Source organism: Arthrobacter terricola (assembly GCF_004354015.1).
Taxonomy (GTDB): domain Bacteria; phylum Actinomycetota; class Actinomycetes; order Actinomycetales; family Micrococcaceae; genus Arthrobacter; species Arthrobacter terricola.
In genome coordinates this window covers 117,724-140,074 of sequence record NZ_SMRU01000008.1, presented here as the reverse complement: position 1 = coordinate 140,074, position 22,351 = coordinate 117,724, and the positions used below count along the sequence as shown (strand labels likewise).

The 22,351-nt window shown below is 64.4% G+C and carries 23 protein-coding genes and 1 tRNA gene; 11 read left to right on the top strand and 13 right to left on the bottom strand.

What is annotated here, in order from left to right:
- Nucleotides 1-10: 10 nt before the first annotated feature.
- The 5 genes from E1809_RS08655 to E1809_RS08635 form a co-directional block, all read right to left on the bottom strand.
- Nucleotides 11-259 (bottom strand): hypothetical protein, encoded by a 249-nt coding sequence (locus E1809_RS08655; RefSeq protein ID WP_133203819.1) that lies wholly within the window; start codon nucleotides 257-259, stop codon nucleotides 11-13.
- 104 nt (nucleotides 260-363) lie between these two features.
- Nucleotides 364-1,173 (bottom strand): HAD family hydrolase, encoded by an 810-nt coding sequence (locus E1809_RS08650; protein WP_133203818.1) that lies wholly within the window; start codon nucleotides 1,171-1,173, stop codon nucleotides 364-366.
- A 47-nt stretch (nucleotides 1,174-1,220) separates the two neighbouring features.
- On the bottom strand, nucleotides 1,221-1,745 hold the full coding sequence (locus E1809_RS08645) for a YbhB/YbcL family Raf kinase inhibitor-like protein (RefSeq protein ID WP_133203817.1): 525 nt from the start codon (nucleotides 1,743-1,745) through the stop codon (nucleotides 1,221-1,223).
- Nucleotides 1,742-2,710: a carbohydrate kinase family protein gene (locus E1809_RS08640; protein ID WP_133203816.1), complete on the bottom strand. Its 969-nt coding sequence runs from the start codon at nucleotides 2,708-2,710 to the stop codon at nucleotides 1,742-1,744. Before E1809_RS08640 ends, E1809_RS08645 begins: the two co-directional genes overlap by 4 nt.
- A gap of 67 nt (nucleotides 2,711-2,777) precedes the next feature.
- The gene (locus tag E1809_RS08635) at nucleotides 2,778-3,590 is read right to left on the bottom strand and encodes an alpha/beta hydrolase (protein ID WP_133203815.1); all 813 of its coding nucleotides are present in this window, start codon (nucleotides 3,588-3,590) and stop codon (nucleotides 2,778-2,780) included.
- 121 nt (nucleotides 3,591-3,711) lie between these two features.
- Between E1809_RS08635 and E1809_RS08630 the strand changes: the two genes are divergently transcribed.
- Both E1809_RS08630 and E1809_RS08625 read left to right on the top strand, forming a co-directional pair.
- Nucleotides 3,712-4,812 carry a GTP pyrophosphokinase gene (locus E1809_RS08630; RefSeq protein WP_133203814.1) on the top strand — a complete coding sequence of 367 codons (1,101 nt, stop codon included), beginning with the start codon at nucleotides 3,712-3,714 and terminating at the stop codon, nucleotides 4,810-4,812.
- A gap of 117 nt (nucleotides 4,813-4,929) precedes the next feature.
- A complete protein-coding gene (locus E1809_RS08625) occupies nucleotides 4,930-5,928 on the top strand; it encodes a bile acid:sodium symporter family protein (protein WP_133203813.1) in 999 nt (332 codons plus the stop codon).
- Between the two features lie 3 nt (nucleotides 5,929-5,931).
- Here the strand turns inward: E1809_RS08625 and E1809_RS08620 are convergent, their stop codons facing one another.
- From E1809_RS08620 to E1809_RS08595, 6 genes are all read right to left on the bottom strand, one after another.
- The gene (locus E1809_RS08620; RefSeq protein ID WP_133203812.1) at nucleotides 5,932-6,555 is read right to left on the bottom strand and encodes a LacI family DNA-binding transcriptional regulator; all 624 of its coding nucleotides are present in this window, start codon (nucleotides 6,553-6,555) and stop codon (nucleotides 5,932-5,934) included.
- A 3-nt stretch (nucleotides 6,556-6,558) separates the two neighbouring features.
- Nucleotides 6,559-7,266: a LysR family transcriptional regulator substrate-binding protein gene (locus E1809_RS08615; protein ID WP_133203870.1), complete on the bottom strand. Its 708-nt coding sequence runs from the start codon at nucleotides 7,264-7,266 to the stop codon at nucleotides 6,559-6,561.
- A 118-nt stretch (nucleotides 7,267-7,384) separates the two neighbouring features.
- Entirely contained in the window at nucleotides 7,385-8,449 is a 1,065-nt protein-coding gene (locus E1809_RS08610; RefSeq protein ID WP_133203811.1) for a sulfate/molybdate ABC transporter ATP-binding protein, read from the bottom strand.
- The gene (locus E1809_RS08605) at nucleotides 8,446-9,249 is read right to left on the bottom strand and encodes an ABC transporter permease (protein ID WP_133203810.1); all 804 of its coding nucleotides are present in this window, start codon (nucleotides 9,247-9,249) and stop codon (nucleotides 8,446-8,448) included. The genes E1809_RS08610 and E1809_RS08605 overlap by 4 nt, the downstream gene beginning before the upstream one ends.
- 72 nt (nucleotides 9,250-9,321) lie before the next feature.
- Nucleotides 9,322-10,137, bottom strand: coding sequence for a molybdate ABC transporter substrate-binding protein (gene modA, locus E1809_RS08600; protein ID WP_133203809.1), 816 nt, complete (start codon nucleotides 10,135-10,137; stop codon nucleotides 9,322-9,324).
- Nucleotides 10,134-10,544, bottom strand: coding sequence for a TOBE domain-containing protein (locus tag E1809_RS08595; RefSeq protein ID WP_133203808.1), 411 nt, complete (start codon nucleotides 10,542-10,544; stop codon nucleotides 10,134-10,136). The genes modA and E1809_RS08595 overlap by 4 nt, the downstream gene beginning before the upstream one ends.
- 135 nt (nucleotides 10,545-10,679) lie before the next feature.
- On the opposite strand from E1809_RS08595, the gene E1809_RS08590 reads away from it, so the two are divergent.
- Together E1809_RS08590 and E1809_RS08585 are read left to right on the top strand one after the other, a co-directional pair.
- Complete coding sequence (locus E1809_RS08590; RefSeq protein ID WP_133203807.1) at nucleotides 10,680-11,105, top strand: DUF5997 family protein; 426 nt, start codon at nucleotides 10,680-10,682, stop codon at nucleotides 11,103-11,105.
- An 83-nt stretch (nucleotides 11,106-11,188) separates the two neighbouring features.
- The gene (locus E1809_RS08585) at nucleotides 11,189-11,863 is read left to right on the top strand and encodes a hypothetical protein (RefSeq protein ID WP_133203806.1); all 675 of its coding nucleotides are present in this window, start codon (nucleotides 11,189-11,191) and stop codon (nucleotides 11,861-11,863) included.
- A gap of 67 nt (nucleotides 11,864-11,930) precedes the next feature.
- Here the strand turns inward: E1809_RS08585 and E1809_RS08580 are convergent, their stop codons facing one another.
- Entirely contained in the window at nucleotides 11,931-13,325 is a 1,395-nt protein-coding gene (locus tag E1809_RS08580; RefSeq protein WP_133203805.1) for a flavin monoamine oxidase family protein, read from the bottom strand.
- A 138-nt stretch (nucleotides 13,326-13,463) separates the two neighbouring features.
- Here E1809_RS08580 and E1809_RS08575 point away from each other — a divergent pair, with 138 nt between their 5' ends.
- The gene (locus tag E1809_RS08575; RefSeq protein ID WP_133203804.1) at nucleotides 13,464-14,138 is read left to right on the top strand and encodes a TetR/AcrR family transcriptional regulator; all 675 of its coding nucleotides are present in this window, start codon (nucleotides 13,464-13,466) and stop codon (nucleotides 14,136-14,138) included.
- 179 nt (nucleotides 14,139-14,317) lie between these two features.
- On the opposite strand, the gene E1809_RS08570 is transcribed toward E1809_RS08575, so the two are convergent.
- Nucleotides 14,318-14,400, bottom strand: a tRNA-Leu gene (locus E1809_RS08570).
- Nucleotides 14,401-14,745: 345 nt separating this feature from the next.
- Between E1809_RS08570 and E1809_RS08565 the strand changes: the two genes are divergently transcribed.
- From E1809_RS08565 to E1809_RS08540, 6 genes are read left to right on the top strand one after another with little or no spacing between them, the layout of a single operon-like run.
- Nucleotides 14,746-15,489, top strand: coding sequence for an FhaA domain-containing protein (locus E1809_RS08565; RefSeq protein WP_133203803.1), 744 nt, complete (start codon nucleotides 14,746-14,748; stop codon nucleotides 15,487-15,489).
- 5 nt (nucleotides 15,490-15,494) lie between these two features.
- Nucleotides 15,495-15,977 (top strand): FHA domain-containing protein FhaB/FipA, encoded by a 483-nt coding sequence (locus tag E1809_RS08560; RefSeq protein ID WP_133203869.1) that lies wholly within the window; start codon nucleotides 15,495-15,497, stop codon nucleotides 15,975-15,977.
- A gap of 3 nt (nucleotides 15,978-15,980) precedes the next feature.
- On the top strand, nucleotides 15,981-17,714 hold the full coding sequence (locus E1809_RS08555) for a PP2C family protein-serine/threonine phosphatase (protein WP_374102679.1): 1,734 nt from the start codon (nucleotides 15,981-15,983) through the stop codon (nucleotides 17,712-17,714).
- Complete coding sequence (locus E1809_RS08550; protein WP_133203802.1) at nucleotides 17,711-19,078, top strand: FtsW/RodA/SpoVE family cell cycle protein; 1,368 nt, start codon at nucleotides 17,711-17,713, stop codon at nucleotides 19,076-19,078. The genes E1809_RS08555 and E1809_RS08550 overlap by 4 nt, the downstream gene beginning before the upstream one ends.
- The gene (locus tag E1809_RS08545) at nucleotides 19,075-20,532 is read left to right on the top strand and encodes a penicillin-binding transpeptidase domain-containing protein (protein WP_133203801.1); all 1,458 of its coding nucleotides are present in this window, start codon (nucleotides 19,075-19,077) and stop codon (nucleotides 20,530-20,532) included. Before E1809_RS08550 ends, E1809_RS08545 begins: the two co-directional genes overlap by 4 nt.
- The gene (locus E1809_RS08540; protein WP_133203800.1) at nucleotides 20,529-22,325 is read left to right on the top strand and encodes a protein kinase domain-containing protein; all 1,797 of its coding nucleotides are present in this window, start codon (nucleotides 20,529-20,531) and stop codon (nucleotides 22,323-22,325) included. The genes E1809_RS08545 and E1809_RS08540 overlap by 4 nt, the downstream gene beginning before the upstream one ends.
- Nucleotides 22,326-22,351 lie beyond the last annotated feature (26 nt).

Below are 22,351 nucleotides of genomic sequence, written 5' to 3'. Positions count from 1 at the left end.
ATCGGTCAAGTCAGGATTCCTGCGGGACAATCTCCACGCCGTCTCCGCAATGCACCAGCGTGCGTCCGCGTCCGCCGTCGAGGTTCACCCAGACCACGGTGTGGTCAACGGAAACGGCGTCCACCTGGCCCGGGTTTTCGAAGCCGGGCGCGATCGTGACGCGTACGCGGTCGCCGCGGCGCAATTGCTTCCAATGTTCGGCCGGAATGGCACGGCGAACGGGGGCGTCGGACCACCCCGTTGTCTTCCTCTTGGCCATCGTGTCCCCCTATGGTCGAATTCGGCTACTGCTTGAGCCTAGGGGGACGAGTTGAACGGAAGTTGGACTGAAGCTGTGTAAACGGTTGCGGTCCTGCGCGCCGCTCAGACCCGTAGCGCGGCGAGCTTTGCCTCGAGGATCTGGGCCACGCCGTCGTCGTCGAAATGGGGTGCCTGCTGCCCGGCGGCGCTAATTGCCTCAGGGTGGCCGCTGGCCATCGCGTAGCCGTCGCCCGCCCAACGCAGCATCTCGACGTCGTTGGGCATATCGCCGAAAGCCACCACGTCAGCGGCGCCGATGCCCCTGGACGCCGCGAAATCGGCCAGGGTCACGGCTTTGTTGATGCCGAGGGCGGACATCTCAAGGAGTGCGGTCCGCGGGGCTGAGTGGGTGGTCGCCACGAGGTGCGCGACGGCGGGCTGCACCTGGGCGAGGAAATCGTCCGGGGTGCCGGTCCGGGTGACGGCGAGGAACTTCACGACGGCGTCATCCGCTGTGAGCGTCTCCGTCAACGGCGCGGGGGTGAACTCGGCCAGGAGCTCGCTGGTCTCGTTCTCGATGAAGCCCGGTTCAAGGTGGAATCCGGTGAGGGTTTCCGTAGCGAACAAGGAGTCGGGGCGCAGGTCCTTGATGATCCGACGCGCCTCGAGCACGGATTCGAGGCTCAAGGTCTTCGCGGAAATCAGCTGCTCGGCCTCAAGGTCCCACACCACGGCGCCGTTGGAACAAATGACCGTTCCAGCGTGCCCCATCTGCTCCCGCAGCGGGTAAAGCCACCGCGGAGGCCTGCCCGTCACGAAAACAACCTCGATCCCGGCATCCCGGCAGGCATGGAAAGCGCGGATGGTGCGGCTGCTGATCTTGCCGTCATGGCCAAGGATGGTTCCGTCAATGTCACTTGCTACGAGCCGCATTATGTCAGTCTACGTGGGCTCTGGGGACGGCCCCGCGCCGAGGCCCCCTAGCGGCGTTCGAAGCGGCCCGTGATGCTCGCGCGGCCGACGCTATGGGATGCCAGCTTCCCCACAAGTGCGTCCAGGGTCGCACCGGCGCCAAGGCCAAGGTCCTCTACATCCACGGCGTGCACGGCCACGATGTACCGGTGCGGACCGTGCCCGGGCGGAGGCGCGGCGCCCAAATAGCCGGCGAATCCGGCGTCGTTCTTCAACTGGAAGGCACCCGCAGGCAGGTCCGGACCATTCTCCACGCCCGCGCCCGCCGGCAGAGAATCGATTCCAGCAGGAACGTTGACGAGGGCCCAGTGCCAATAGCCGCCGGCCCTGGGGGCATCGGGGTCGAAGACGGTGAGGACAAAGCTCTTGGTGCCCGCGGGCGCCCCGCTCCAGCTCACGTGGGGCGATTCGTCCTTGCCGCCAGCTACGCCGAACCGCTTGCTGGTTTGCGCAGGGCTCAGCGTGGCTCCGTCCTTGAGCGATTCGCTCGTGATGCCGAAGGACGGCACCTTGGGGAGGTCTGCGTAGCTCATGGCTGCCTTTCCACGTTGGCCTCGGGTTCTGGCTGGTTGAGCGCATTGAGTTCGGCGCGCGTAGGCGGGTTAGCACCGGGTCGGGAGACCGTGACGGCGGCGGCCCGCGCTGCATGGTCGAGTATCCCTTCGAGGATTCCAAGCGAAATTCCGCGGAGTTCCTCGCGGTTCTGCGCGCCTGCGAGTCCGTGGTCGACGACTGCCGAGAGGAGGGCCGCCATGAACGAATCGCCGGCGCCTACAGTGTCCGCAACCTCCACTTTCGGGGCGCGGATGCTTGCCTCGCCGGCCGCGGTGACGCCCCAAGGGCCCTCCGCTCCCCTCGTGACCACCACGATCGCAGGCCCGCCATCGCCGCCCAGCTTCAGCCAGCGTCGGGCGGATTCGAGGACGTCGACGCCGGGGTAGAGCCATTCGAGATCCTCGTCTGACGCCTTCACGACGTCGGCGAGGGCCACGAAGCGCTCCACGTGGCCGCGTGCATACTCCCGGTCCTCGATGATGCTGGGCCGGCAGTTGGGGTCGAAGCTGATGGTGGCGTTCGGGTGGGCGTGCTCGACGGCGGCAAGGACTTCCCCCGCACCTGGCTCCAACATGGTGGCAATGGAGCCGGTATGAAGGAGCGACGTCCCTTGCAGCATGAACGGCAACCGCGCCGCGAGCCCGGGAAGCTCCCAGGCGAGTTCGAACGTGTATGTGGCGGCGCCGTCGTCGTTCACCAGGGCGGTGGCCACGCTGGTCGGGTTCTCGTCGGGCGGCAACGGAACCATGACGGAACTTGAGCGCAAGTGCGCTGCGATCGAATCCCCGTACGTGTCCTTGCCGAAACGGCCGATGAACTGGACCGGATGGTCCAGCCGGGCGAGTCCCACAGCGACATTGAGCGGACTGCCGCCCACATGGGCTGTTACCCCCGAGGGTCGCTGGACCACATCAACCAGAGCTTCACCTATGACTGTCAGCATGGGACAACTCTGCCACGCGAATGTGTCACGCGTCTCGCGATGACCGTCGGTGACTTGCACGCCATACTCAGACGAGCAGGCGCTGCACCAATTCCCGGCATTTCTTGTATGCGACGGCCCTGGGGTCGATCAGGTCGTAGTGGTTCCCCGGCACCTTAAGCAGTTGCGCGGCTCCGCCGGAAGCCGTAGAGGCCGCAACGTAGGCCTCGGACTGGCTGCACGGGACGTCGTCGTCCGCCGCGGCGTGGACCGCAAAGATCGGCACCTTCAGCGGAAGCGAGCTCATGGGGTCCGCGTATATATGCCGTTTCGGGTATCTTACGGAATCGCCGCCCATGAGGTTGTCCACGGCGCCGTTACTCAAGTTGAGGCGCTCGGCATCCGCAAGGTTCAACAGCCCGGATTGACTCACGACGCCGGACAGTTTCACCGCCGTGCCGTTCTGGTGCCGGTGGATTTGCCGATCGGCGTCGGCGGCCCCGATTCCGGACAGCTTCTCGCGACCAGCCGCCCACACTGCAAGGTGACCGCCCGCGGAGTGGCCCAGCGCCACTACTTTGTCCAGGTTGAGTCCGTGCGTTTCCGCGATCTCGCCAAGGTGGTCGATTCCCGTCAGGATGTCTTCGAATGTGTGCGGCCAGCCCCCGCCGTTGCCGGCCCTGCGGTATTCGAGGTTCCATGCGGCGATTCCGTGTGCGGCGAGGTCCTTGGCGATTGGCTCACCGAGTTCAGCGCCGTATTGAGAACGCCAATATCCTCCGTGGATCACCACCACCACGCCATCCGTGCGACTGCGGTGTGGTCCTTGCGAGTTGTCCGGCGCGAACAGTTCGCCCCATTGACTCGAGTGCTCGCCGTAGTAGTACTTCTGCCGCTTCATCGTGTCCTCCTTTGTGCCGAGCCTATCGCGAAGGACAGGACCCGGGCGGGAGCCGAACCCGTTCGCGGGCCGCACCGCCCGCCTCCGGAAACTGTCGGCCCGCCCCCGTAAGCTTGGAGGCATGGCTAGCAATTGGGACAGCTTGGATCCTCAGCTGCGCGAATCCGTACATGCGAATGTTGAGCTCTACGAACGCGTCCGGCCTGCCTTGAAACTCGTGACGCGCGACGTCCTGCTGACCCTCCGGGACATGCTCAAGGACAGTGAATCGGTTCCCCTTTTCGTCACGGGACGCACCAAGACGGTGGAGTCCTTCCGGGAGAAGATTTCCCGCACTGAGGTGCCCCTGGACGGCGGTCCGCGGGTGCTGAAGTTCCCTGACCCCTTCCGCACGTTGAACGACATGGTGGGCTTGCGCGTTATCACCAAGCTTCCGGCCGAAAACGCCGCGGTGGCCAACCTAATCAAGCGCCAGCGCCAGCTTTTCGATTGCCGCGGTGACCGAGAGAAGGACATCGGCTCCATCGAGTCCGGTACTTACGGATACTCCAGCCGGCACCTCATCCTCCGGACCATCCAAAACGAATCCGTGAGGGCCTACCAGCAGGTCTTCAATCCGGACATTCCCACGAATGGCAGCTACTTCTTCGAATGCCAGATCCGCACTGTGTTCGCCCACGCCTGGAGCGAGATCGAGCACGATATCCGCTTCAAGGCCGTGGACCCGCGCGCTTGGACGCCCCACTTCGATCGCCAGTTCACGGCTACCGCGGCCATGCTGGAAACAGTGGAGAGCGCTTTTGCCGACCTCCACGAACGCTACGAAGAGGTCCGCGGCTATTGGGACCTCGAGGGCGAAGGCTCCATGCCGCTCACTCCCAATCGCGTTCGTGACGTCTGGCGTACGCTTCTCCCCCATGTTGACCGTAAAGTCGATGATGACTGGGGATGGGCTGCGGAGCTCCTTGCGGCACACGGACTGAACAAGACCGTCGAGCTTGCCGGGCTCCTGAGCGCCAATCGGATTACCGAGGTCCGCAAAGCCTTGGACCACCGTTATTCCCCCGGGCCGGACCGCCTCCTGGACGACCTCCTGCTGTGGCAGTACGGCACCGAACACATCGAGCTCACCGCCGAGGCCCCCGACGTCGTCCCCCACCCCCGGAGGGACAGCCTCCAGCGGCGGCTCAAGCAGATTGAGCGGTATCGCCTGACCAAATAGCAAAGCTTGCGTTGATTCCCCGGCGCTGATCTCGTAGAAATGCCGGTCATCTGACATATTCATCTGCAGCGGGTCACGGATTGGAAGCCCGCCCTGACGTGATGCCACGATGGAAGAATGCTTGAGGCAACAACCAACCCCAGTGAAACCGAACGGGAAGCCCACATCGCGAACCCTGCCCTGGCCGCGGAAGCCAAGGTCGCCAGGATCGCCGTCACGGTGTTTCCGCTCCTCGTAGTGCTGGCAGGCGTGGTCGGCTTCCTCATCCCGGATACCTTCAAGCCATTGGCACCGAGCGTGCCTTACCTCCTTGGCGTGATCATGTTCTGCATGGGCCTCACCCTCACGCCACCCGACTTCGCATCAGTTGCCAAGCGGCCCTGGGCTGTGGTGCTTGGCATCATTGCCCACTACGTCATCATGCCCGGAGCGGGTTGGCTGATCGCGGTCGCGCTCAACCTTGAACCGCAATTGGCCGTGGGCTTGATCCTGGTGGGCTGTGCGCCCTCCGGAACCGCTTCCAATGTCATGGCGTTCCTGGCCAAGGGCGATGTTGCGCTGTCCGTTGCCGTCGCGTCCGTCTCCACGCTCATTGCGCCGATCGTGACGCCGTTGCTGGTGTTCTTCCTGGCCGGTTCCTTCCTGAATATCGACGCTGGCTCAATGGTCCTGGACATCGTCAAGACGGTGCTCCTCCCGGTCCTCGGAGGCCTGGCTGCCCGTCTCTTCCTCAAGAAGCTCGTCAACAAGGTTCTGCCCGCGCTTCCCTGGGCGTCCGCCGTCGTGATCTCCCTCATTGTGGCCGTCGTGGTGGCCGGAAGCTCGAGCAAGATCGTCGCCGCAAGCGGCATCGTGTTCCTGGCAGTGGTGCTGCACAACGGATTCGGGCTGGGGCTCGGCTACCTCGTGGGCAAGCTCGGCCGGCTCGACAGCAAGGCCCGCCGCGCGCTTGCCTTCGAGGTTGGCATGCAGAATTCCGGCCTCGCCGCCACGTTGGCCACGGCGCACTTCACGGCGTTGGCCGCGCTGCCGTCCGCGGTGTTCTCGCTCTGGCACAACGTCTCGGGCGCAATCGTCGCTGCCTGGCTGGCGCGGAAACCGCTCAAGGACAGCTAGCGGCTATGGCCTGAACTGCCACGGCGCCGCAATCGTGGTCCCGGCGCCGATGGTCCTGCCGGCGAGCCGGTCCAGCAACAAATTGACCGCACCTTCGAGGGCTTCGCTGGCCGGAGCGGCAACAGCGGCCTCGGAATTCGCGCCGGGCGCCAGGACATCGAAGCCGGCCGGCTGCATCGCATCCGAGATAACCACCTGAGCGACGCCGCGCCGCGCCAGTTCGCCTACCGTCAGGTCAAGAAGGGTGCCGGGCGGGAGGGTGCCGACGATCGCGCCGTCGGCACCACCTGAAAGCATGAACCTGCGCCACCCTTCGCCGAGGAGGATTACCGGCTGGTAGCCGTGCTCGGGCAAGATGCGCGCCGCGGCAGAGGCCAGGGCGCGGTCCCACGGCCACTCAAGGTCGCCAATGGCGATGGCCACGAGGTCGGTCTTACCGCGACGCATTCCGCGGGCCGCCTGGTTGGGCACGTAACCCAATTCCTTGGCGGCCGCCTGGACACGCTCCTGGGTTGCTTCGCTGATGCGAGTGGTTCCGCCGTGGCGCCCGGACAAGACGTAGGACACGGTCGTGAGGGAAACTCCGGCGCTTTTAGCGACGTCCCGGATTGTCGGTTTCGCTCCCATGGCCTAGCGCCTGCCTTTCTTGCGGGAACCCTTGCCGCGTCCCTTGTCCGGGTTGGGGGCGTACCGTTGCGCGACGGCCGGCTTCTTGCCTGCTCCCGCTCGAGCCCCGCCGCGCCGATCTGCCGGTGGGGACTTTTTCGGTTTCTCCTGCCGGGCCGAAGGTTGGCGCGAGCTTTGTGCAGTGCGGCCCCGGACAATCCCGATGAATTCCTCGATGACTTCGCTCGTGGAATCGCTGGGCCAAGCCAGTCCGATCTCCGTTCCGACTGCCCCGGTCAAGCGTCGGGCCACCGTGTCCTTGACGTTGAAGTGCCTCGCGACAGGCATCGGCAGGATCACCAGGCCAGCCCCGGAAGCCACCACCTGCAACGCCATTTCCGGGCCGCCCATCTCGGCGACATCCAGGAAATACTCTTCTGCGAGGTCCTCAAGGGCCACTTCCTCAAACACCGAAATCTCGTGGCCTTTCGGAGCCACTACGCCTGGTTGTTCTTCGTAAAGCGGGATGACGTGGAGGCCGTCGCGGTCCACCGGCAGCCGGACGAAGCTGAGGTCCGCCGAACCGTCACGCAAAACCTCAAGCTGCGCGGCGTCGTCGCACATGAAGGACTGGAGCGGAACGTGGGGCATGCGCTCTTCCCAGCGCCGGATCCACTTTCCAGGAGTCACGCCGGCTACGTACGCGAAACGCAATCGCGGCTGCTCCGGCATTCCAGGCGCCTCGGGAAGCTCGGGCACCTCGGGCACCTCGGGCAGGGATTCTTGATCGGCAGGCACCAGATCACAGTACCGCGCCCCCGCCAGCGCATAGGCACGGCGACAGGCTGGTCTATGCGGCGTACACCTGCACAGCTGTTGCCTTCACCACAAAGTACACGTGCGACCCCGGCCCGAGCCCCAATTCGGCGGAAGCCGCGGGAGTGATGTCTGCTGCGAGGTCGCCGGCGCGGACCCGGATGTGGTCGCCGTGCGGTTCGAGGTCGGTGATGGAAACCGGGAACGAGTTCCGCGGGCTGCCGTGCGCGGCGTCCGGGAAAACGGAAACGGCCGACGGCGGGAAGGCGGCTACCCCGGGCCGGCCCGGTTCCGCTTCCTCGTCAAGGAGGCCGGCGACATGCAAGCTGCCAACTTCCGCGCCGGCCGGCGTCCTAAGGCCATCCTCGGTGACGGTTCCAGCCAGGAGGTTCACGCCGGCAAGGCCCGCCGCGAAAGGGCTACGCGGACGCCGGAACACCTCCTTGGTGGCACCTTCCTCAACAATCCTGCCCTTTTCCATGACGACCACGCGGTCCGCAAGCATGAGCGCGTCCAGGACGTCGTGGGTGATGATCAAGGCGCGCCGCCCTGTGAGCACCCTCTTGAGGAGCCTGCGCAAATGCGGCGCCGCATGGATGTCCAGCGCGGACATCGGCTCGTCGAGCAGCAGCAGTTCCGGGCTTGCCGCGAGGGCCCGGGCCACGGCCACGCGCTGTGCCTGGCCGCCCGATAACTGGCCGGGTTTCCTTTCGGCCAATTGGGCGACGTCCACTTCGTCGAGCCAGTGGCGTGCGACGTCGCGGGAATAGGCGCGGGAGGCCCCTGCGCTGCGCGGACCGAAAGCGACGTTGTCCAGGACGCTCAAGTGCGGGAAGAGCAACGGCTCCTGGGCGAGCAAGGCCGTCCCGCGAAGGTGCGGCGGAGTCCAAACCCTGTTGCCGCCGTCGAAGTTGAACAGCACCCGCTCGCCAAGGCGGGCCGAACCGGCGTCGGGCCGCAAAAGGCCGGCCGCGACGGAGAGCAGGGTCGATTTTCCGGCCCCGTTGGGACCGAGGATCGCTACGGTTTCCGCCTGTCCCAGACTCAGGGACACGTCCAACTTGCGGTCCCGGAGGGTGGCGTCGATGTGGAAGGTCATACGGCCGCCTCCACCGGCGTTGTAGCGTGGCGCGGCCGCCGGTAGGACAGCCCGACCACGATCACCGCTACCGCGACGAGCACCAAGGAAAGCGCGACGGCGGCGTCCGGGTCGGTCTCCCGCTGCAGGTAGATTTCCAGCGGCAAGGTCCGTGTGACGCCTTGGAGGCTCCCTGCGAACGTCAGCGTGGCGCCGAACTCGCCCAGGCTGCGGGCGAAGGACAGCACCGCACCGGAAGCGACACCAGGGAGGACCATGGGCAGCGTCACGCGCCTCAAAATGGTGGTAGGACGGGCGCCGAGCGTTGCGGCCACAGCCTCGTAGCGGTTGCCGGCCGTTCGCAGTGCGCCTTCGAGGCTGACCACCAGGAACGGCAAGGCGACAAACGTCTGCGCCAGGACAACGGCCGTCGTCGAGAACGCTATCTGGATGCCCGCGAGCTCAAGGTCCTTGCCCAACAACCCCTGGCGCCCGAAGGTGTAAAGCAGCGCGATCCCGCCCACCACCGGCGGCAGGACCAACGGAAGGAGGACGAAGGCACGGAGGAAGCGTTGCCCGCGGAACGGCCTGCGGGCAAGGACAATGGCCAAGGGAATACCGAGGATCAGGCACAGGGCCGTGCTGGCCGCGGATGTCTTGAGGCTGAGGCCCAGGGCCGTGAGCGAGGACTCGGACGTCACCAAGGGGATGAATTGGGTCCAATCGACCTTTAACACCATGGCGGCCAACGGCAGCAGGACGAACAAGCCGCCTACTACCGCCAGGCCATAGATCCACCGTGGAATCCCGCTGTAATTCAAAGCGCCGGCATCCTTCCCGCCGTCCGGTCCAACTGGGCCAGCCAGCCCAGTGAACCAGTCTGCCCTGCCCTGCTAGGGCGCGCCGAATCCGGCATCGCCAAGGACCTTTTTGCCCTCGCTTCCAGTCACCAGGCTGATGAAGGCCGCGGCCAGGTCCTTATGCTTGCTGGTGCCGACCGTCGCGATCGGGTAGGTGTTGACGGCGTTGCTGGACTCAGGGAACGGGATTCCCTTGACCTTGTCTCCCGCGCCCTTGACGTCGGTGACGTAGACCAGGCCGGCGTCGGCCTCACCCGACATCACTTTCCCCAGGACGTCCGTCACCGAGGACTCCTCGCTCACGGGCTTGATGGTGGTGCCGGTGGCCTTTTCGACGCTTTGTGCCGCGGAGCCGCACGGCACCTGGCTGGCGCACAGGACAACCTTCACGCCGGGCTTCGCGAGGTCCGCGAAGGACGAGATCGACGCCGGGTTGCTCGGCGGGACGGCGATGGTCAGGACGTTCGTGGCGAAGTTGGTCGCCTTGCCGTCGACGAGCGAAGCGTCTGACAGTTTGGACATGTTCTTCGTGTCCGCGGAAGCGAAGACGTCAGCTGGCGCTCCCTGGGTGATTTGCGTGACCAGGTCCGAGGACCCGGCAAAGCTCAACGCCACCTTGGTTCCGGGGTACTTGGCCTCGAATTCGGAGGCAAGCTTGGTAAATGTGGCCTTGAGCGAGGCCGCGGCATAGACAGTGACCGTGCCGGACAACTGCGGCGAGGCGCTTGCGGCAGGGCTTGTTGCCGCTGCGGTACTTCCGGCTCCGATGCTACCGGCGCAGCCCGCGAGGCCTGCAACCAAGCTCCCTGCTGCCAACAACACCCCGATATTCCTGCATGCAATCTTCACGTGATGCTCTTTCCTTGCGCGGTTTCAACAATGACTGTGGTTGCCTTCACGACGGCCGTGGCGACGGATCCGAGTTCGAGGCCAAGTTCCCGGACGGCTTCGCTGCTCATGAGGGAAACCACCCGGAAGGGACCGCATTGCAACTCCACCTGCGCCATCACCGTGTCCACAGTGATGCCCGTGACCAGGCCGACGAAGCGGTTGCGTGCCGAGCGGCCCACTTTGCTGGGATCCTCGGGAAGGGCGGCTTGCTCGCGCGCCAAATGGGCAAGCTGGAGCCCGTCCACCACCAAGCGGCCCGATTCGTCCTTCGTTCCGGTAAGCGAACCGTGATCGATCCAACGGCGGACGGTATCGTCGCTGACGCCGAGGAACCTGGCGGCCTCGGAAACTCGGATATGCGGCATGGATTCATCCTAGAACCTCATATGCGTTTAAAACCCTGTCAAAGCTCCGCAAAACAGTATGTGACCGAGCATCCTCGGGCGACGGGGCCCGCGGCTTGTCGGCTGGTCTGTGAATGCGGCGGATACCCTTGAACCATGACCTCAGCAAACTCCCAGTCCATGAAGCCGGCCACCGCTGCCAAGAAACTGGGTATCTACCTGCCTGCCACACCCCAGGAGTTCCAGGATTCCGCCATTACACGCGCCGAATTCGCGGAACTGCAGGCGAACGCGCCCGAGTGGCTCGCCGAACTTCGCAGGACAGGCCCGCACCCGCGTCCCGTCGTTGCCCAGAAGCTGAACATCTCCATTGGCGGCCTCGCCCGTGGCGGCATCACCGATCCCCTTACAACTGCGCAGATCTCGGAATTGCTGGCGAATCCGCCGCAGTGGCTCGTCGTCGAGCGTGCCACCCACGCGGCCGTCCGCTCCGAAGCCAAGCGCATTAAGGAAGAGGCGGCCAAGAAAGCCGCCGCGAAGGAAGCCAAAGCGAACGCCGCGGCCAATCGCGGCCGCGGCTAGCCCCTAGCGGAGCACTCGCCTCCAGGCTTTTCGCGGCGCATACTGAATCTGAGAGCGGTACGCACTCGCTTGGAGGTGGTCCGGTGTCCGCCACGCCTGGAATCCAGCTGACGGCCTGGGAGATCGGGCTGTGGGCTTTACTGCTGACGTGCGCGGTCGCGCTGACGGTCCAAATGCTCCGCAAGGGCCTTGCAGAAGCAAACTCCGACGCCGGCAGCTCGCCCGGGGCGCTCGTCCTCCATGGTCGGGATCTTCAGCGGCAGGAACTCGACGATCCGGAAGCGGTCAGCGGAGCCGTCACGGAACCGGACGCCCTCTTCTGGAACACTTTCGCCGGGCTCGTGGTGATTGTCCCGGCGGTTCTGATCCCCGCTTTGGCTTCACCCGCCGTCGGGCTCTTATTGCTTGCCCTCGCCGTCGCCGCAGCCGTGGCGGCCTTCTCCGGTGGCCGGAAACTCGAAGAGATACGCCGGAACAGGCCGGAGAACCGGCCAGGGTTCGCGCGGACGGCTGCGCAACACGACGCCCTCGTGGCGCGTTGGCAGGAATATGAGCTGGATCCCGGCAAGAGCATCGATTTTCCGGAGATGTGCGACGCCCGGGTTCCACAGACCGCGGCGTTGGTTCGCGCCCTCCAAGAGGCCGAACGCTGCCGCTCCACCCCCGGAACCGACTATCCACGCGCCGTCGAGCAACTGGCCGCCGCGATGGTGGCTGCGGAGGCAGCCGCGGGAGTCCAGGCCGGGCTGGCGCGTTAGACCCGTTAAAAGCTGAGGTCCCGCTCCTTTCCGACGAGGAAAGGAGCGGGACCTCAATCGTGAAATGCTAGGCGACCGGTACCGGAGACACGAGGTTGTTCGCCGTCACGATCCGGGCCGCCGTCGCCCGGCCCATGCGGACCGCACCATCAACGTGCTGGTAGCCTTCAGCCGCCAGGTCCGAGGACGACCAGTAAATCGGTCCGACGTTGGCGTGCTGGTCCTTGCCGTAGCGGTGCAGGCCGCCGAGGTCGTAGCTGGCCGCGTAGGCACCGCGGGTCCATTCTTCGGAACCCCAGTCGGACTCGTAGTAGACCTCCGCATCCAGGGCCTTCTCGCCGAGGAATCCTGCGATCGACTCAAGGATGGCCTTCTTGCGGTCTTCGGCGCTCAGTTCGAAGACGGCGTCCGCCTTTTCGTCCGAGACGAAGCCCACCAACGTGCCGCGGGTATCGCCATAGTTGGTGTTGTCGTAGACCTCCTGGACCAGGGCGTCAGCGCCGAAAGCGGTGCCGGACAGGCCGTCTTCGCGCCAGAACGGGGTGTCATAGACGGCGTGGACCTTGATGACCAGGCCCAACGACTGGTGCTGGTGCATCTGGTGCTGGCGGCGCGGGAGCGGCGGGTTGAAGGACACTCGCGAGTACAGGTTCGGCGGGACCGCCATGATGACGAAGCGGGCGTTGACGGTTGCGCGCTCGGACTCGACGCTGACGCGGTGGCCGCCTTCACCGTCTTCCTGCCAGTTGATGGTGCGCACCGGGCTGTTAAGTACGACGTCGTCACCGAGTTCCGCTGCGATCAGCAAGGAAACCTGCTGCATGCCACCGATGACGCGCTTGTCCAGGATGAAGTCTTCGTCCGTGAGGTTGGAGAAGGAACCAGCCGAGGCCGCCATCAGCACTGCCTGGAGGGCCGAGAACGCGTGGGCCGGCTTAGTCAGCATGCCGCCTGCGATGAAGAGGCCGATGTTGTTGCAGGCTTCCTCGTCCGTGGAGTTCCGGCGAAGCCAGTGGTGGAAGGAAATGGTGTCGAGCTCGCGGGCCTTTGGGTGTGCCCAGGGCTCCTCGGCGCCGATCTCCGCAGCGAGGCCGTCCAGGATCTCCGTGAGCTTGTCCATCTCAGCCGCCGTGGTTTCACTGACGGGGAAGGAAGCGCCGGTGTAGCGAATGCGGCTGCCGTCAGCTCCCATGTATACGGATTCGCCATCGCGGTAGCGGGAGTACATTTTCAGGCCGAGCTCGTCCAGGAGGTCCATGAGGGCGGTCTGGTCCGGGGAGACCCACTGGCCGCCGATTTCGAGCATGGCGCCGTCGATGGTGTCCGTCCACGTGCGGCCACCGACGCGATCGCGGGCTTCGAGCACGGCGACGCTGAGTCCGGCCTTCTTCAGTTCGCGTGCTGCAGTCAGTCCGGAGGGGCCGGCACCAACAATGACGACGTCGCGATCAAGGTTCAACATGATGTCCTTTCTGGGGCCGCCTCCATTGGCGGACCAATAAATGAATGACGTTCATTTATCTCCACTGTAACTGGATTAGCCGTGGCTGTGAAGACCCCAATGGAATAATGCTGGGACAAGCCACATGAAAGGTCCGCAATGCCCGCACCCTCCCCCGCTCCCGGCGAAACCAAAACGCGCCGCAGGGCAGGCCGACCCATGGCTGCGATCCTGGACCAGGACGGAATCACCGCCGCGGCGCTGGAACTGATCAGCAAGAAAGGCTACGACGGCCTCACCATGGCCGCGCTTGCCCGTTCCCTCGGCGTCGCACCCTCAGCCCTCTACAACCACGTGTCTTCCAAGGACGAGGTCCTCAAACTGGTTGAAGAGGACCTCATGTCCAAGGTGGACTTCGGGGGTTTCAGTACATTGCCGTGGGAAGACGCAGTACGCCAGTGGGCCTACTCCTACCGGGGCATCTTCGCGAAGCACACTCCATTGATCTCCGTGATCGCGGTCCTCCCGGTCACCGACGCCCCGCAGACCCTCGCCATGTATGAAGCTGTCACGGAGGGATTCCTGCGGGCCGGGTTCCCGGAACAACAAATCATCCCGAGCATCGTGGCGCTCGAAGCCTACATTTTCGGTGCCGCCTTCGACGCCAATGCGCCTGCGGACATCTTCGACTCCGGCAAGCTGGCCGAATCGACGCCGCACTTCACCTCGGCGGTCCGAAGCCTGGGTCCCCAAACGGACAACTACCCTTCGGACCTCGCATTCAGCATGGGTTTGGATGCCCTGATCGCGGGCCTTGGAGCGCTGCGGGCGTAGTTGTCGGCTTCCGCGCTCGGCACTGCCTCGCGTTCTTGACCCTCTTTGGCTTCAGAAGGCGCTTCCAACACGCCATTTCGACGCCGGAGCGCGGCAAAAGGGGTCAGGAACCGAAGGGGGGTGGCTAGTTAAAAGCAAAGAACCCCGGCCTCAAAGACCGGGGTTCTTTTTCGATTGCGTGCGCGAGGGGGGATTTGAACCCCCACACCCTTTCGGATACTGGCACCTGAAGCCAGCGCGTCTGCCGTTCCGCCACTCGCGCGCAACTTCTTCCGTCAAGGGCTTGACCCCTGCGAAAGCAGCGAGATCAAGCATAACGGACAATTACTTGAAAACACCAATCGACCGGTCAGGGCACGAAAAAATCCTTGAATCCCGGCTGGTCACCGGGCCAGCGCCACGCTCCCGAATCCCGCGAAATCTCCGATCGAACGATCCGCACGAGCGAACTTTTCCCGAGTGCCGGGCGTTGTGGAATAAGGCCATTCACAGTGTTGCCAAGTAGTATCGGGATTGAGGACAGCCTCCACGCGCATGCTTTGGCCAACGCGGGGATTCACCCCGGCTTCTCATTGTGGACGGTCAATGAAATGGAAGGAGAAGGACCATGGGCTTGCTCGACAGAGTTGAACGCAACATCGAAAAGGCCGTCCGCGGCGTCTTCTCCACCGGATCGCGGGCCCGCGTAGAGCCGGTGGAGATTGCAAGCAGGTTGCGGCGGGAACTGGACCATCAGTCCATCACCATCGCCGCCGGCCGGACCTTGGCCCCCAACGTTTTCGAGGTCCTCCTCAGCGATCAAGACTTCGGCCGCGCCCAGGAGTGGGGAACTCCCCTGGCCGAGGAGTTGTGCGACGTCGTCATCCAGCATGTGCGCAGCCAGGGCTACACGCTGCAAGGCCCGGTGCGCATTTCCTTCCGGCACGACGACGCCCAGCGCGAAGGCCACTTCGAGATCACGTCAAGCACCTCGAAATCGAGTGACGCCACACCCCCACCGCCGCCGCGGCCGACCATTCCCGCTGCGCCCAGCCGTGAACCTACCCGGCTCCAGCCGGTCCTGGACATTGGTGGACAGAGGTATTCCCTCAATGCGCCATCAATCGTGCTTGGCAGGTCTTCTGAAGCAGACATCCTGGTGGACGATACCGGCGTGTCACGCAAGCACTTGGAAATCCAGACGGTGTCCGGCGTCATCCGCGCCGTCGACCTCGGTTCAACCAACGGAAGCTACGTCAACGGCCACAGGGTGAATGGCAGCGTCGAATTGACCGACGGATCCACCATCAGCATGGGACGGACCAAGATCATTTTTAGACTTCTCTCCTTGCCCTCCGGCGGGCGCCCGTGAGCGACATCAGCGAACTCACCATCACTGCCCTCCGCTTCGGCTTCCTGCTCTTGTTGTGGGTCCTGATCTTCAGCATCGTTTCCACCATGCGCCGCGATCTCGTGATTGGCCGGAAGGCCGCCATGGGAACTCCTACCGCACGGGAAGTCCGCAAGCACCCGGAACTCGCGCCCGCGCCACCGCAGCCCGTGAAGCAGCAGGCGCACCAGCTCGTCGTCGTCGAAGGTCCGCTGAAGGGAACCTCGGTTCCCTTGGCCGCCAGCCCGATCCTCCTGGGCCGCGCCCAAGAGGCCACGCTGGTCCTTGAAGACGACTATGCCTCCGGACGCCACGCACGCTTGTTCCCGCAGGGCAGCCGCTGGTTCATCGAGGACCTCGGCTCGACGAACGGCACCTACCTCGCCGACCAGCAGTTGACCCGCGCCCTGCCGGTGGAGCTTGGCGTCCCCGTGAGGATCGGCAAGACGGTCATCGAATTGAGGCCGTAGCCGGTGGCTTCCCCCCAAACGACCGAAGGCAATGCCTTGCCTCCGGAGAAACCCCTGATCATGCGCTATGCCGCGCGGTCCGACGTCGGGCGTATCCGCTCGAAGAACGACGACTCCGCCTACGCAGGGAAGCATCTTGCCGTGGTCGCGGACGGCATGGGCGGCCACGCCGGCGGCGACGTCGCCTCGGCTTCCACAGTGCTGGACATGATCCACCTCGATCACGATACCTATCCGGATGGCGCCGAAACTGTCCTCGCGGATGAGATCCAGACTGCCAACTCCCTCCTTTCCGAGCTTGTCCACGTTGACCCGAAGCTCGCGGGGATGGGCACCACCGTCACGGCGTTGTTGCTCGAAGGAAAGCAGCTCCACTTCGCCCACATCGGCGATTCCCGGGCGTACCGCCTGCGCAACGGCAAATTCGAACAGATCAGCGTGGACCACACCTTTGTCCAGCGGCTGATCGACGAAGGCCGGCTGCGTCCCGAGGAAGCCGAAACCCACCCCCACAAGAACGTGCTCATGCGTGTCCTGGGGGACGTCGACGCGAGCCCGGAGCTGGACCTGGACGCCCTCGAGGTCGAGGTCGGCGAACGTTGGCTCCTCTGCTCCGATGGACTCAACTATGTGCAGGGTCCCGTTGTGGAGCAAGTAGTCCGCGAGACCCGGGATCTTGCCGAATGCGCCGAGCTGCTGATTGAGCTGACACTCGCCAACGGCGCGCCGGACAACGTCACCGTGGTGCTCCTGGAAATCGTGGAAGAGACGGCGGACGACCTCACCACCGCCGCCGTCGACGTCGTTTCCCCGGAAGCGCCCGAGACCCTCCACCCGGCCCCGGTCGCCAAACCAATTCACGATAAGGGCGCCGCACCGAAGCTTCCGCGGGGCCGCGAGGCGAGGACGCGCCCGCCAGCCGCGGAACCGGATTTAAAAGCGCCCGACGCCGGAACCCGGCTTCCCGGCGCATCCGCACCAGGTTCTGCGGCAGGAGCTTCCACATCTGGTGCGGCGGCTACCGGCGATGCCGCGAAAGCCAACGGATCAGCAGAGCCCCCGACAGCCACTGACCCCCACCTCGGGGAGCATCTATCGGCCGAGATCCTCCGGGAAGAACTCGCGAGCCGCCCGCACGAATTGGTCGGCGCTGCCGCAACCGCTGCAGAGACCGGATCGATCCCCACGATCGCCGGGCGCAGTGTTGCCCGTCGCGCCGCGACCGTCCTGACGCACAAAGCCGAACAGGACCGCCTGGAATTCCAACCGGTGCCCACACGGAAGCGGCGTTGGTTGACGCTGGCCATCGCGGCGGTGCTGGCCATCTTCGTCGTTGCCGGGCTGTGGGTCGGCTATGCCTGGACCCAGACGCGCTACTACGTTGGAGAGTTTGACCAGCACGTGGCGATTTACAACGGTATTTCGCAGAGCCTCGGCCCGTTCCAGCTATCGAAAGTGCAGACGGTCACCAACATCCGCATGGACTCGTTGCCGGAATACACGCAGCAAAGCGTTCGGCAGACGGTTGCAGCTCGCGATCTCGCCGATGCCCAGCAAATCGTGAAGAGCCTCCAGAACAACGGCACTACAGGACTTCCCACGCCCTGCCCCACAAACACGGGTGTGCCGAGCCCAAGCCCGTCCGCGACGAGCGCGGCGCCAAGCCCGGCACCTTCCGCCGCACCCACGTCCTCTCCGACGTCCACGCCAGTCCCCACGTGCGGAGGGACGCGATGATCGAGAACCTGGCAATGCCCAAGCCGCGCCGGAATGTTGAACTCGTCCTGCTGATCCTTGCCTTGGCGGTAGGAATCGGTGCCAGCTCGATGGTCGGCCTCAACAGCCCCGCAGCCTTCGACGGCGATTTCTGGTTCCAGTCGAGCCTCCTGGTAGTGGCTGCGCTGGCGTTCCACCTGGTCCTCCGCTTCCGCGCAAAATATGCCGATCCGGTTATGCTTCCGATCGTGGTCGCCCTGAACGGACTCGGCCTTGCACTCATCCACCGCATGGACCAGCCGGGCGAGGACACCGGAAACAACCAATTGCGCTGGACTTTGCTGGCCATGGCAGTAGCAATCGCAGTGATCTGGCTCTTAAAGGATCACCGGGTCATCCGGCGCTTCACGTTTATTTCCCTGGCAGCCAGTGCGGTTCTCCTGGTGCTGCCGCTGGTTCCGGGAATTTCCGCGGGTGAGGTACTAGGGGCGAGCGTGTGGATCCGGATCGGTCCCATGACTTTCCAACCGGGCGAGGTCGCAAAGATCACGCTGGCTATATTCTTTGCCGGGTATCTTTCCTCCAATCGGGACTTGATCCTGCTTGTCGGCCGGAAGGTCGGCCCAATGCAGTTTCCGCGCTTCAAGGACCTTGGACCCATGATCACGGCGTGGCTCGTGAGCATCGGAATCCTCGTTTTCCAGCGGGACCTCGGTACTTCCGTCCTGTTCTTCGGGCTGTTCATCGTCATGATCTACGTGGCGACGAGCCGCATCAGCTGGGTGGTCATCGGACTCGCGCTGATCGTGGGTGGCGGGTTCCTGGCATCGAAGGCCTTCGCGCACGTCGCCTTTCGCCTCGACAGCTGGTGGAACGCTTTCACCCCGGAAGTCTTCGGACGTTTCCCCGGTGGCAGCGCCCAGATCGTCCAAGGGCTCTTCGGCATGGCCGACGGCGGACTGGTCGGCACCGGTCTTGGCCAAGGACGGCCGGACCTCGTGCCTTTTGCCAACAGCGACATGATCATTGCGCTCATTGGTGAAGAACTTGGCTTGATCGGGCTCTTCGCCGTGGTGCTGCTCTACCTGATGCTCTTCACGCGCGGGTTCCGGGCAGCGCTCGGCACGCGTGATGCCTTTGGCAAGCTCCTCGCTTGCGGTCTTTCCTTCGCCATTGCGCTCCAATGCTTCGTGGTGGTCGGTGGAGTAACGCGCCTCATCCCCCTCACAGGACTCACTACTCCGTTCCTGGCCGCTGGCGGTTCCTCGCTGCTTGCGAACTGGATCATTGTTGGCTTGCTGCTGATGATCTCCCACACCGCACGCGGACCTGTGGACACAACGCCCATTACCCATGCCCCGACCTTGGCGGTGAAGACCCCGTGAACCATTCCATACGCAATTCGTGGATGGCCGCAGTTGCCATGTTCGCCCTACTCTTCGGCGCCATCAGCTATGTCCAGGTCATCGGCGCCGGCGACCTCAACGACAATCCGTGGAACCAGCGTGCCGTCCTGGCCAATTACTGCAATGACCGCGGTGCCATCATCGTGGGCGGAAAGCCGATCGCCGAATCCGTGCCGGGTGACGAGTCTTGCAAGTTCCAGCGCCAGTACAGCCAGCCGGAGCTCTACGCCGGCATCACGGGATACTTCTCGCGGTCATACGGTTCCACCGGACTCGAGCAGCAACTCAGGGACGAACTGGCCGGCAGTTCGGACCAACTGTTCCTTGATCGCGTAAGCCAGATCTTCCTCGGCAGCCAGCCGAAGGGCGCCTCCGTGGAACTGACCATCGATCCGGCGATCCAGAAACTCGCCTACGATCTCATTCCGGACGGCCAACAAGGCTCGATCGTTGTGACCAACCCGAAGACCGGCGCCATCATCGCCATGGTCTCCAAGCCGTCCTACGATCCCAACCTGATCGCCACCCACGATCCCGCCAAGGAAAAGGCCAGCTACGAGCAGCTCAACCAGGTTCCCGGCATCAACCTGAACCAGTCCGTGAGCGGACCAACTGGCGCCTTGCTGGCTCCCGGCTCGGTGTTCAAGCTGGTGGACACCGCAGCTGCCCTCAACTCGGGAAAGTACAACAAGGACAGCGTGCTGCCCAACCCGGACAGCCTCCCGCTGCCCGGTTCCAGCGCCTCACTGCCGAACTATGCCGGCGGAAACTGCTCTGTCCGTAGCACCGCGGACTTCGCATTTGCCTTGGAGCAATCCTGCAACACGCCGTTCGCCAGCATCGCCTTGGACCTCGGCCAGAAGGCCATCGCCGACCAAGCCAGCAAGTTCGGCTTCGGACAGGACTTCGGCGACCAGCTCAAGCTCCAGTCCGCGGTCAGCGTCTTCCCCACGAACCTTGACCAGGCCGCCCTCGCCCAGTCGGCGGTCGGACAACGCGACGTCAAGGCAACACCGCTCCAGATCGCTATGATGACGGACGCAATCGCCAACAACGGCGTGCAAATGAAGCCAGAGCTCATCAAGACGGTCCGGGCTCCGGACCTGCGGGTCATCAGCGAACCCAAGCCTGAAACTTTGCGGACTTCCACATCGCCCGATATCGCCAAGCAGATCACAGAGTGGATGACCGACGTCGTATCGAAGGGTATCGCCAGCGGCGCCGCAATTCCCGGCGTCGACGTGGCTGGAAAGACCGGAACAGCACAACTGGGGGATTCCGGTTTGAACAACTCATGGTTTACCGGGTTCGCCCCGGCCAATGACCCGCAAGTGGCCGTCACCATCGTCATGCAGAACGTTGACGTATTCACCGGCGCAAAGCTAACCAGTCCGAACGCGAAGAAGATTTTTGAGGCGGTGTTGAACAAGTGAGACCTACGTCAGGAATCACCCTCGGCGGCAGGTTCCAGCTGACCAGTCGTATTGCGATTGGCGGCATGGGAGAGGTCTGGCGCGCGAAGGACCAGATCCTTGGCCGGATCGTCGCCATCAAGGTGCTCAAGGAGGAATACACCGGGGATCCCGGATTCCTCCAGCGTTTCCGCGCCGAGGCCCGCCACACTGCGTTGCTCAACCACGTGGGAATCGCCAACGTCTTCGACTACGGCGAGGAAGACGGCTCCGCCTATCTGGTCATGGAACTGGTACCAGGACAGCCTTTGAGCAGCATCCTGGAGCGGGAACACGTCCTGTCGCCGGACCGTACCCTCTCCATCATTTCGCAGACCGCACGGGCGCTTGCCCCTGCGCACGCCCAAGGCCTTGTGCACCGCGACATCAAGCCGGGCAACCTGCTGATCACCCCGGATTTCCGCGTCAAGGTCACCGACTTCGGCATCGCACGCCTCGCCGACCAGGTTCCGCTTACGCAAACCGGCCAGGTCATGGGCACTGCGCAGTACCTGGCTCCGGAACAAGCAACCGGCCAGACCGCCACGGGCTCGTCGGACATCTATTCCCTCGGTGTGATCGGCTACGAGTGCCTCACGGGACACCGTCCGTTCTCCGGCGAATCCCAGATCGCCATCGCCTTGGCCCAAGTAAACGATGCGCCGCCGCCATTGCCCGAGAGCCTTCCGACGCCGGTGCGCGCGCTCCTCATGTCCATGCTCGCAAAGGATCCCAAGAACCGTCCCGCGGACTCCATCAAGCTCACGGAAGCGGCCGAAGCCATCCGTGAAGGCGATATCGCCGCTGCGCACGCCGCCGTACCGGGCATGTTGCTCTTCGAATCCGCCACCGGTCCCATCACCGCCCCGACGGGCATCACCACCGCCCCGACGGGCGTCGTCTCCTCGCCGTACGGCCGGGAATCGCGGACGACGTCGACGTCGGCCCTTCCGGTGGTCGGCGCGGCGGCGGCCGGCGCGGCGGCAGCTGGAGCGGCAGGCGAGGGCGGGAACGCCCTTGCCAGGGCCAACGCCTTGGCCGCCGAACGCAGCCTGGAACAAGCTGACGAGCACGAGCAGTATGTCCGGGAAGAGGAGTACCAGCCGGAACCTCCGCGCAAGAAGCGCAGTCCGTGGACTTGGCCGCTCGTGGCCTTGATCATCCTGCTGCTCTTCGCGTTGGTCGGCATCCTCTTGTCCCAATCGGGACTGTTCTCTCCGAGCAGCCCGGCGACGACCATCTCGACGACGCCGCCGCAGACGGTGTCGAGTGCGCCACCGACGTCGGAAACACCGACACCCACCGCCACTTCGCAGAGCCCGACGCCCACAGAGACCACTCCGGAAGCCATCAACCTGATTCCGGCGCAGTACAAGGGCCAGCCGTACGACAAAGTGCGGTCGGACCTCAACGCGCTGGGCCTCGTGGTCAACGGCGTGCCGGTATTCGATCCTTCCCCGGCGGGCACGGTCATCGACATCAACCCCTCCGGTCCCGTGACCCCGGGAACAACGATCGATGTGAGCTACTCGAAGGGTCCACAGATGATCACCGTGCCGACCATCGGCACCGGTGCCACCGAATCACAAGTTCAAGCAGCGATTGAAGGCGCCGGCTTGCGTTGGGTCACGGGCAGCACCGTCGACGGAGCAACGGGACAGGCCCCCGGAACGTTCGTCAGTTCCGACCCCGCCGCGGGCCAGAAAGTGGCTGCCGGTTCGGTTGTGACGTACCACCTGTCCAAGTCGGGCGCGTCTCCCTCGCCCAGCAAGTAGGTCATTATGCCAAGCGGACGTTCCAC

Excerpts from the sequence above, each read along its gene's own strand:
- E1809_RS08655 (WP_133203819.1), bottom strand. The coding sequence starts at position 259 with ATGGCCAAGAGGAAGACAACGGGGTGGTCCGACGCCCCCGTTCGCCGT.
- E1809_RS08650 (WP_133203818.1), bottom strand. The coding sequence starts at position 1,173 with ATGCGGCTCGTAGCAAGTGACATTGACGGAACCATCCTTGGCCATGAC.
- E1809_RS08645 (WP_133203817.1), bottom strand. The coding sequence starts at position 1,745 with ATGAGCTACGCAGACCTCCCCAAGGTGCCGTCCTTCGGCATCACGAGC.
- E1809_RS08640 (WP_133203816.1), bottom strand. The coding sequence starts at position 2,710 with ATGCTGACAGTCATAGGTGAAGCTCTGGTTGATGTGGTCCAGCGACCC.
- E1809_RS08635 (WP_133203815.1), bottom strand. The coding sequence starts at position 3,590 with ATGAAGCGGCAGAAGTACTACTACGGCGAGCACTCGAGTCAATGGGGC.
- E1809_RS08630 (WP_133203814.1), top strand. The coding sequence starts at position 3,712 with ATGGCTAGCAATTGGGACAGCTTGGATCCTCAGCTGCGCGAATCCGTA.
- E1809_RS08625 (WP_133203813.1), top strand. The coding sequence starts at position 4,930 with ATGCTTGAGGCAACAACCAACCCCAGTGAAACCGAACGGGAAGCCCAC.
- E1809_RS08620 (WP_133203812.1), bottom strand. The coding sequence starts at position 6,555 with ATGGGAGCGAAACCGACAATCCGGGACGTCGCTAAAAGCGCCGGAGTT.
- E1809_RS08615 (WP_133203870.1), bottom strand. The coding sequence starts at position 7,266 with ATGCCGGAGCAGCCGCGATTGCGTTTCGCGTACGTAGCCGGCGTGACT.
- E1809_RS08610 (WP_133203811.1), bottom strand. The coding sequence starts at position 8,449 with ATGACCTTCCACATCGACGCCACCCTCCGGGACCGCAAGTTGGACGTG.
- E1809_RS08595 (WP_133203808.1), bottom strand. The coding sequence starts at position 10,544 with ATGCCGCATATCCGAGTTTCCGAGGCCGCCAGGTTCCTCGGCGTCAGC.
- E1809_RS08590 (WP_133203807.1), top strand. The coding sequence starts at position 10,680 with ATGACCTCAGCAAACTCCCAGTCCATGAAGCCGGCCACCGCTGCCAAG.
- E1809_RS08580 (WP_133203805.1), bottom strand. The coding sequence starts at position 13,325 with ATGTTGAACCTTGATCGCGACGTCGTCATTGTTGGTGCCGGCCCCTCC.
- E1809_RS08575 (WP_133203804.1), top strand. The coding sequence starts at position 13,464 with ATGCCCGCACCCTCCCCCGCTCCCGGCGAAACCAAAACGCGCCGCAGG.
- E1809_RS08565 (WP_133203803.1), top strand. The coding sequence starts at position 14,746 with ATGGGCTTGCTCGACAGAGTTGAACGCAACATCGAAAAGGCCGTCCGC.
- E1809_RS08550 (WP_133203802.1), top strand. The coding sequence starts at position 17,711 with ATGATCGAGAACCTGGCAATGCCCAAGCCGCGCCGGAATGTTGAACTC.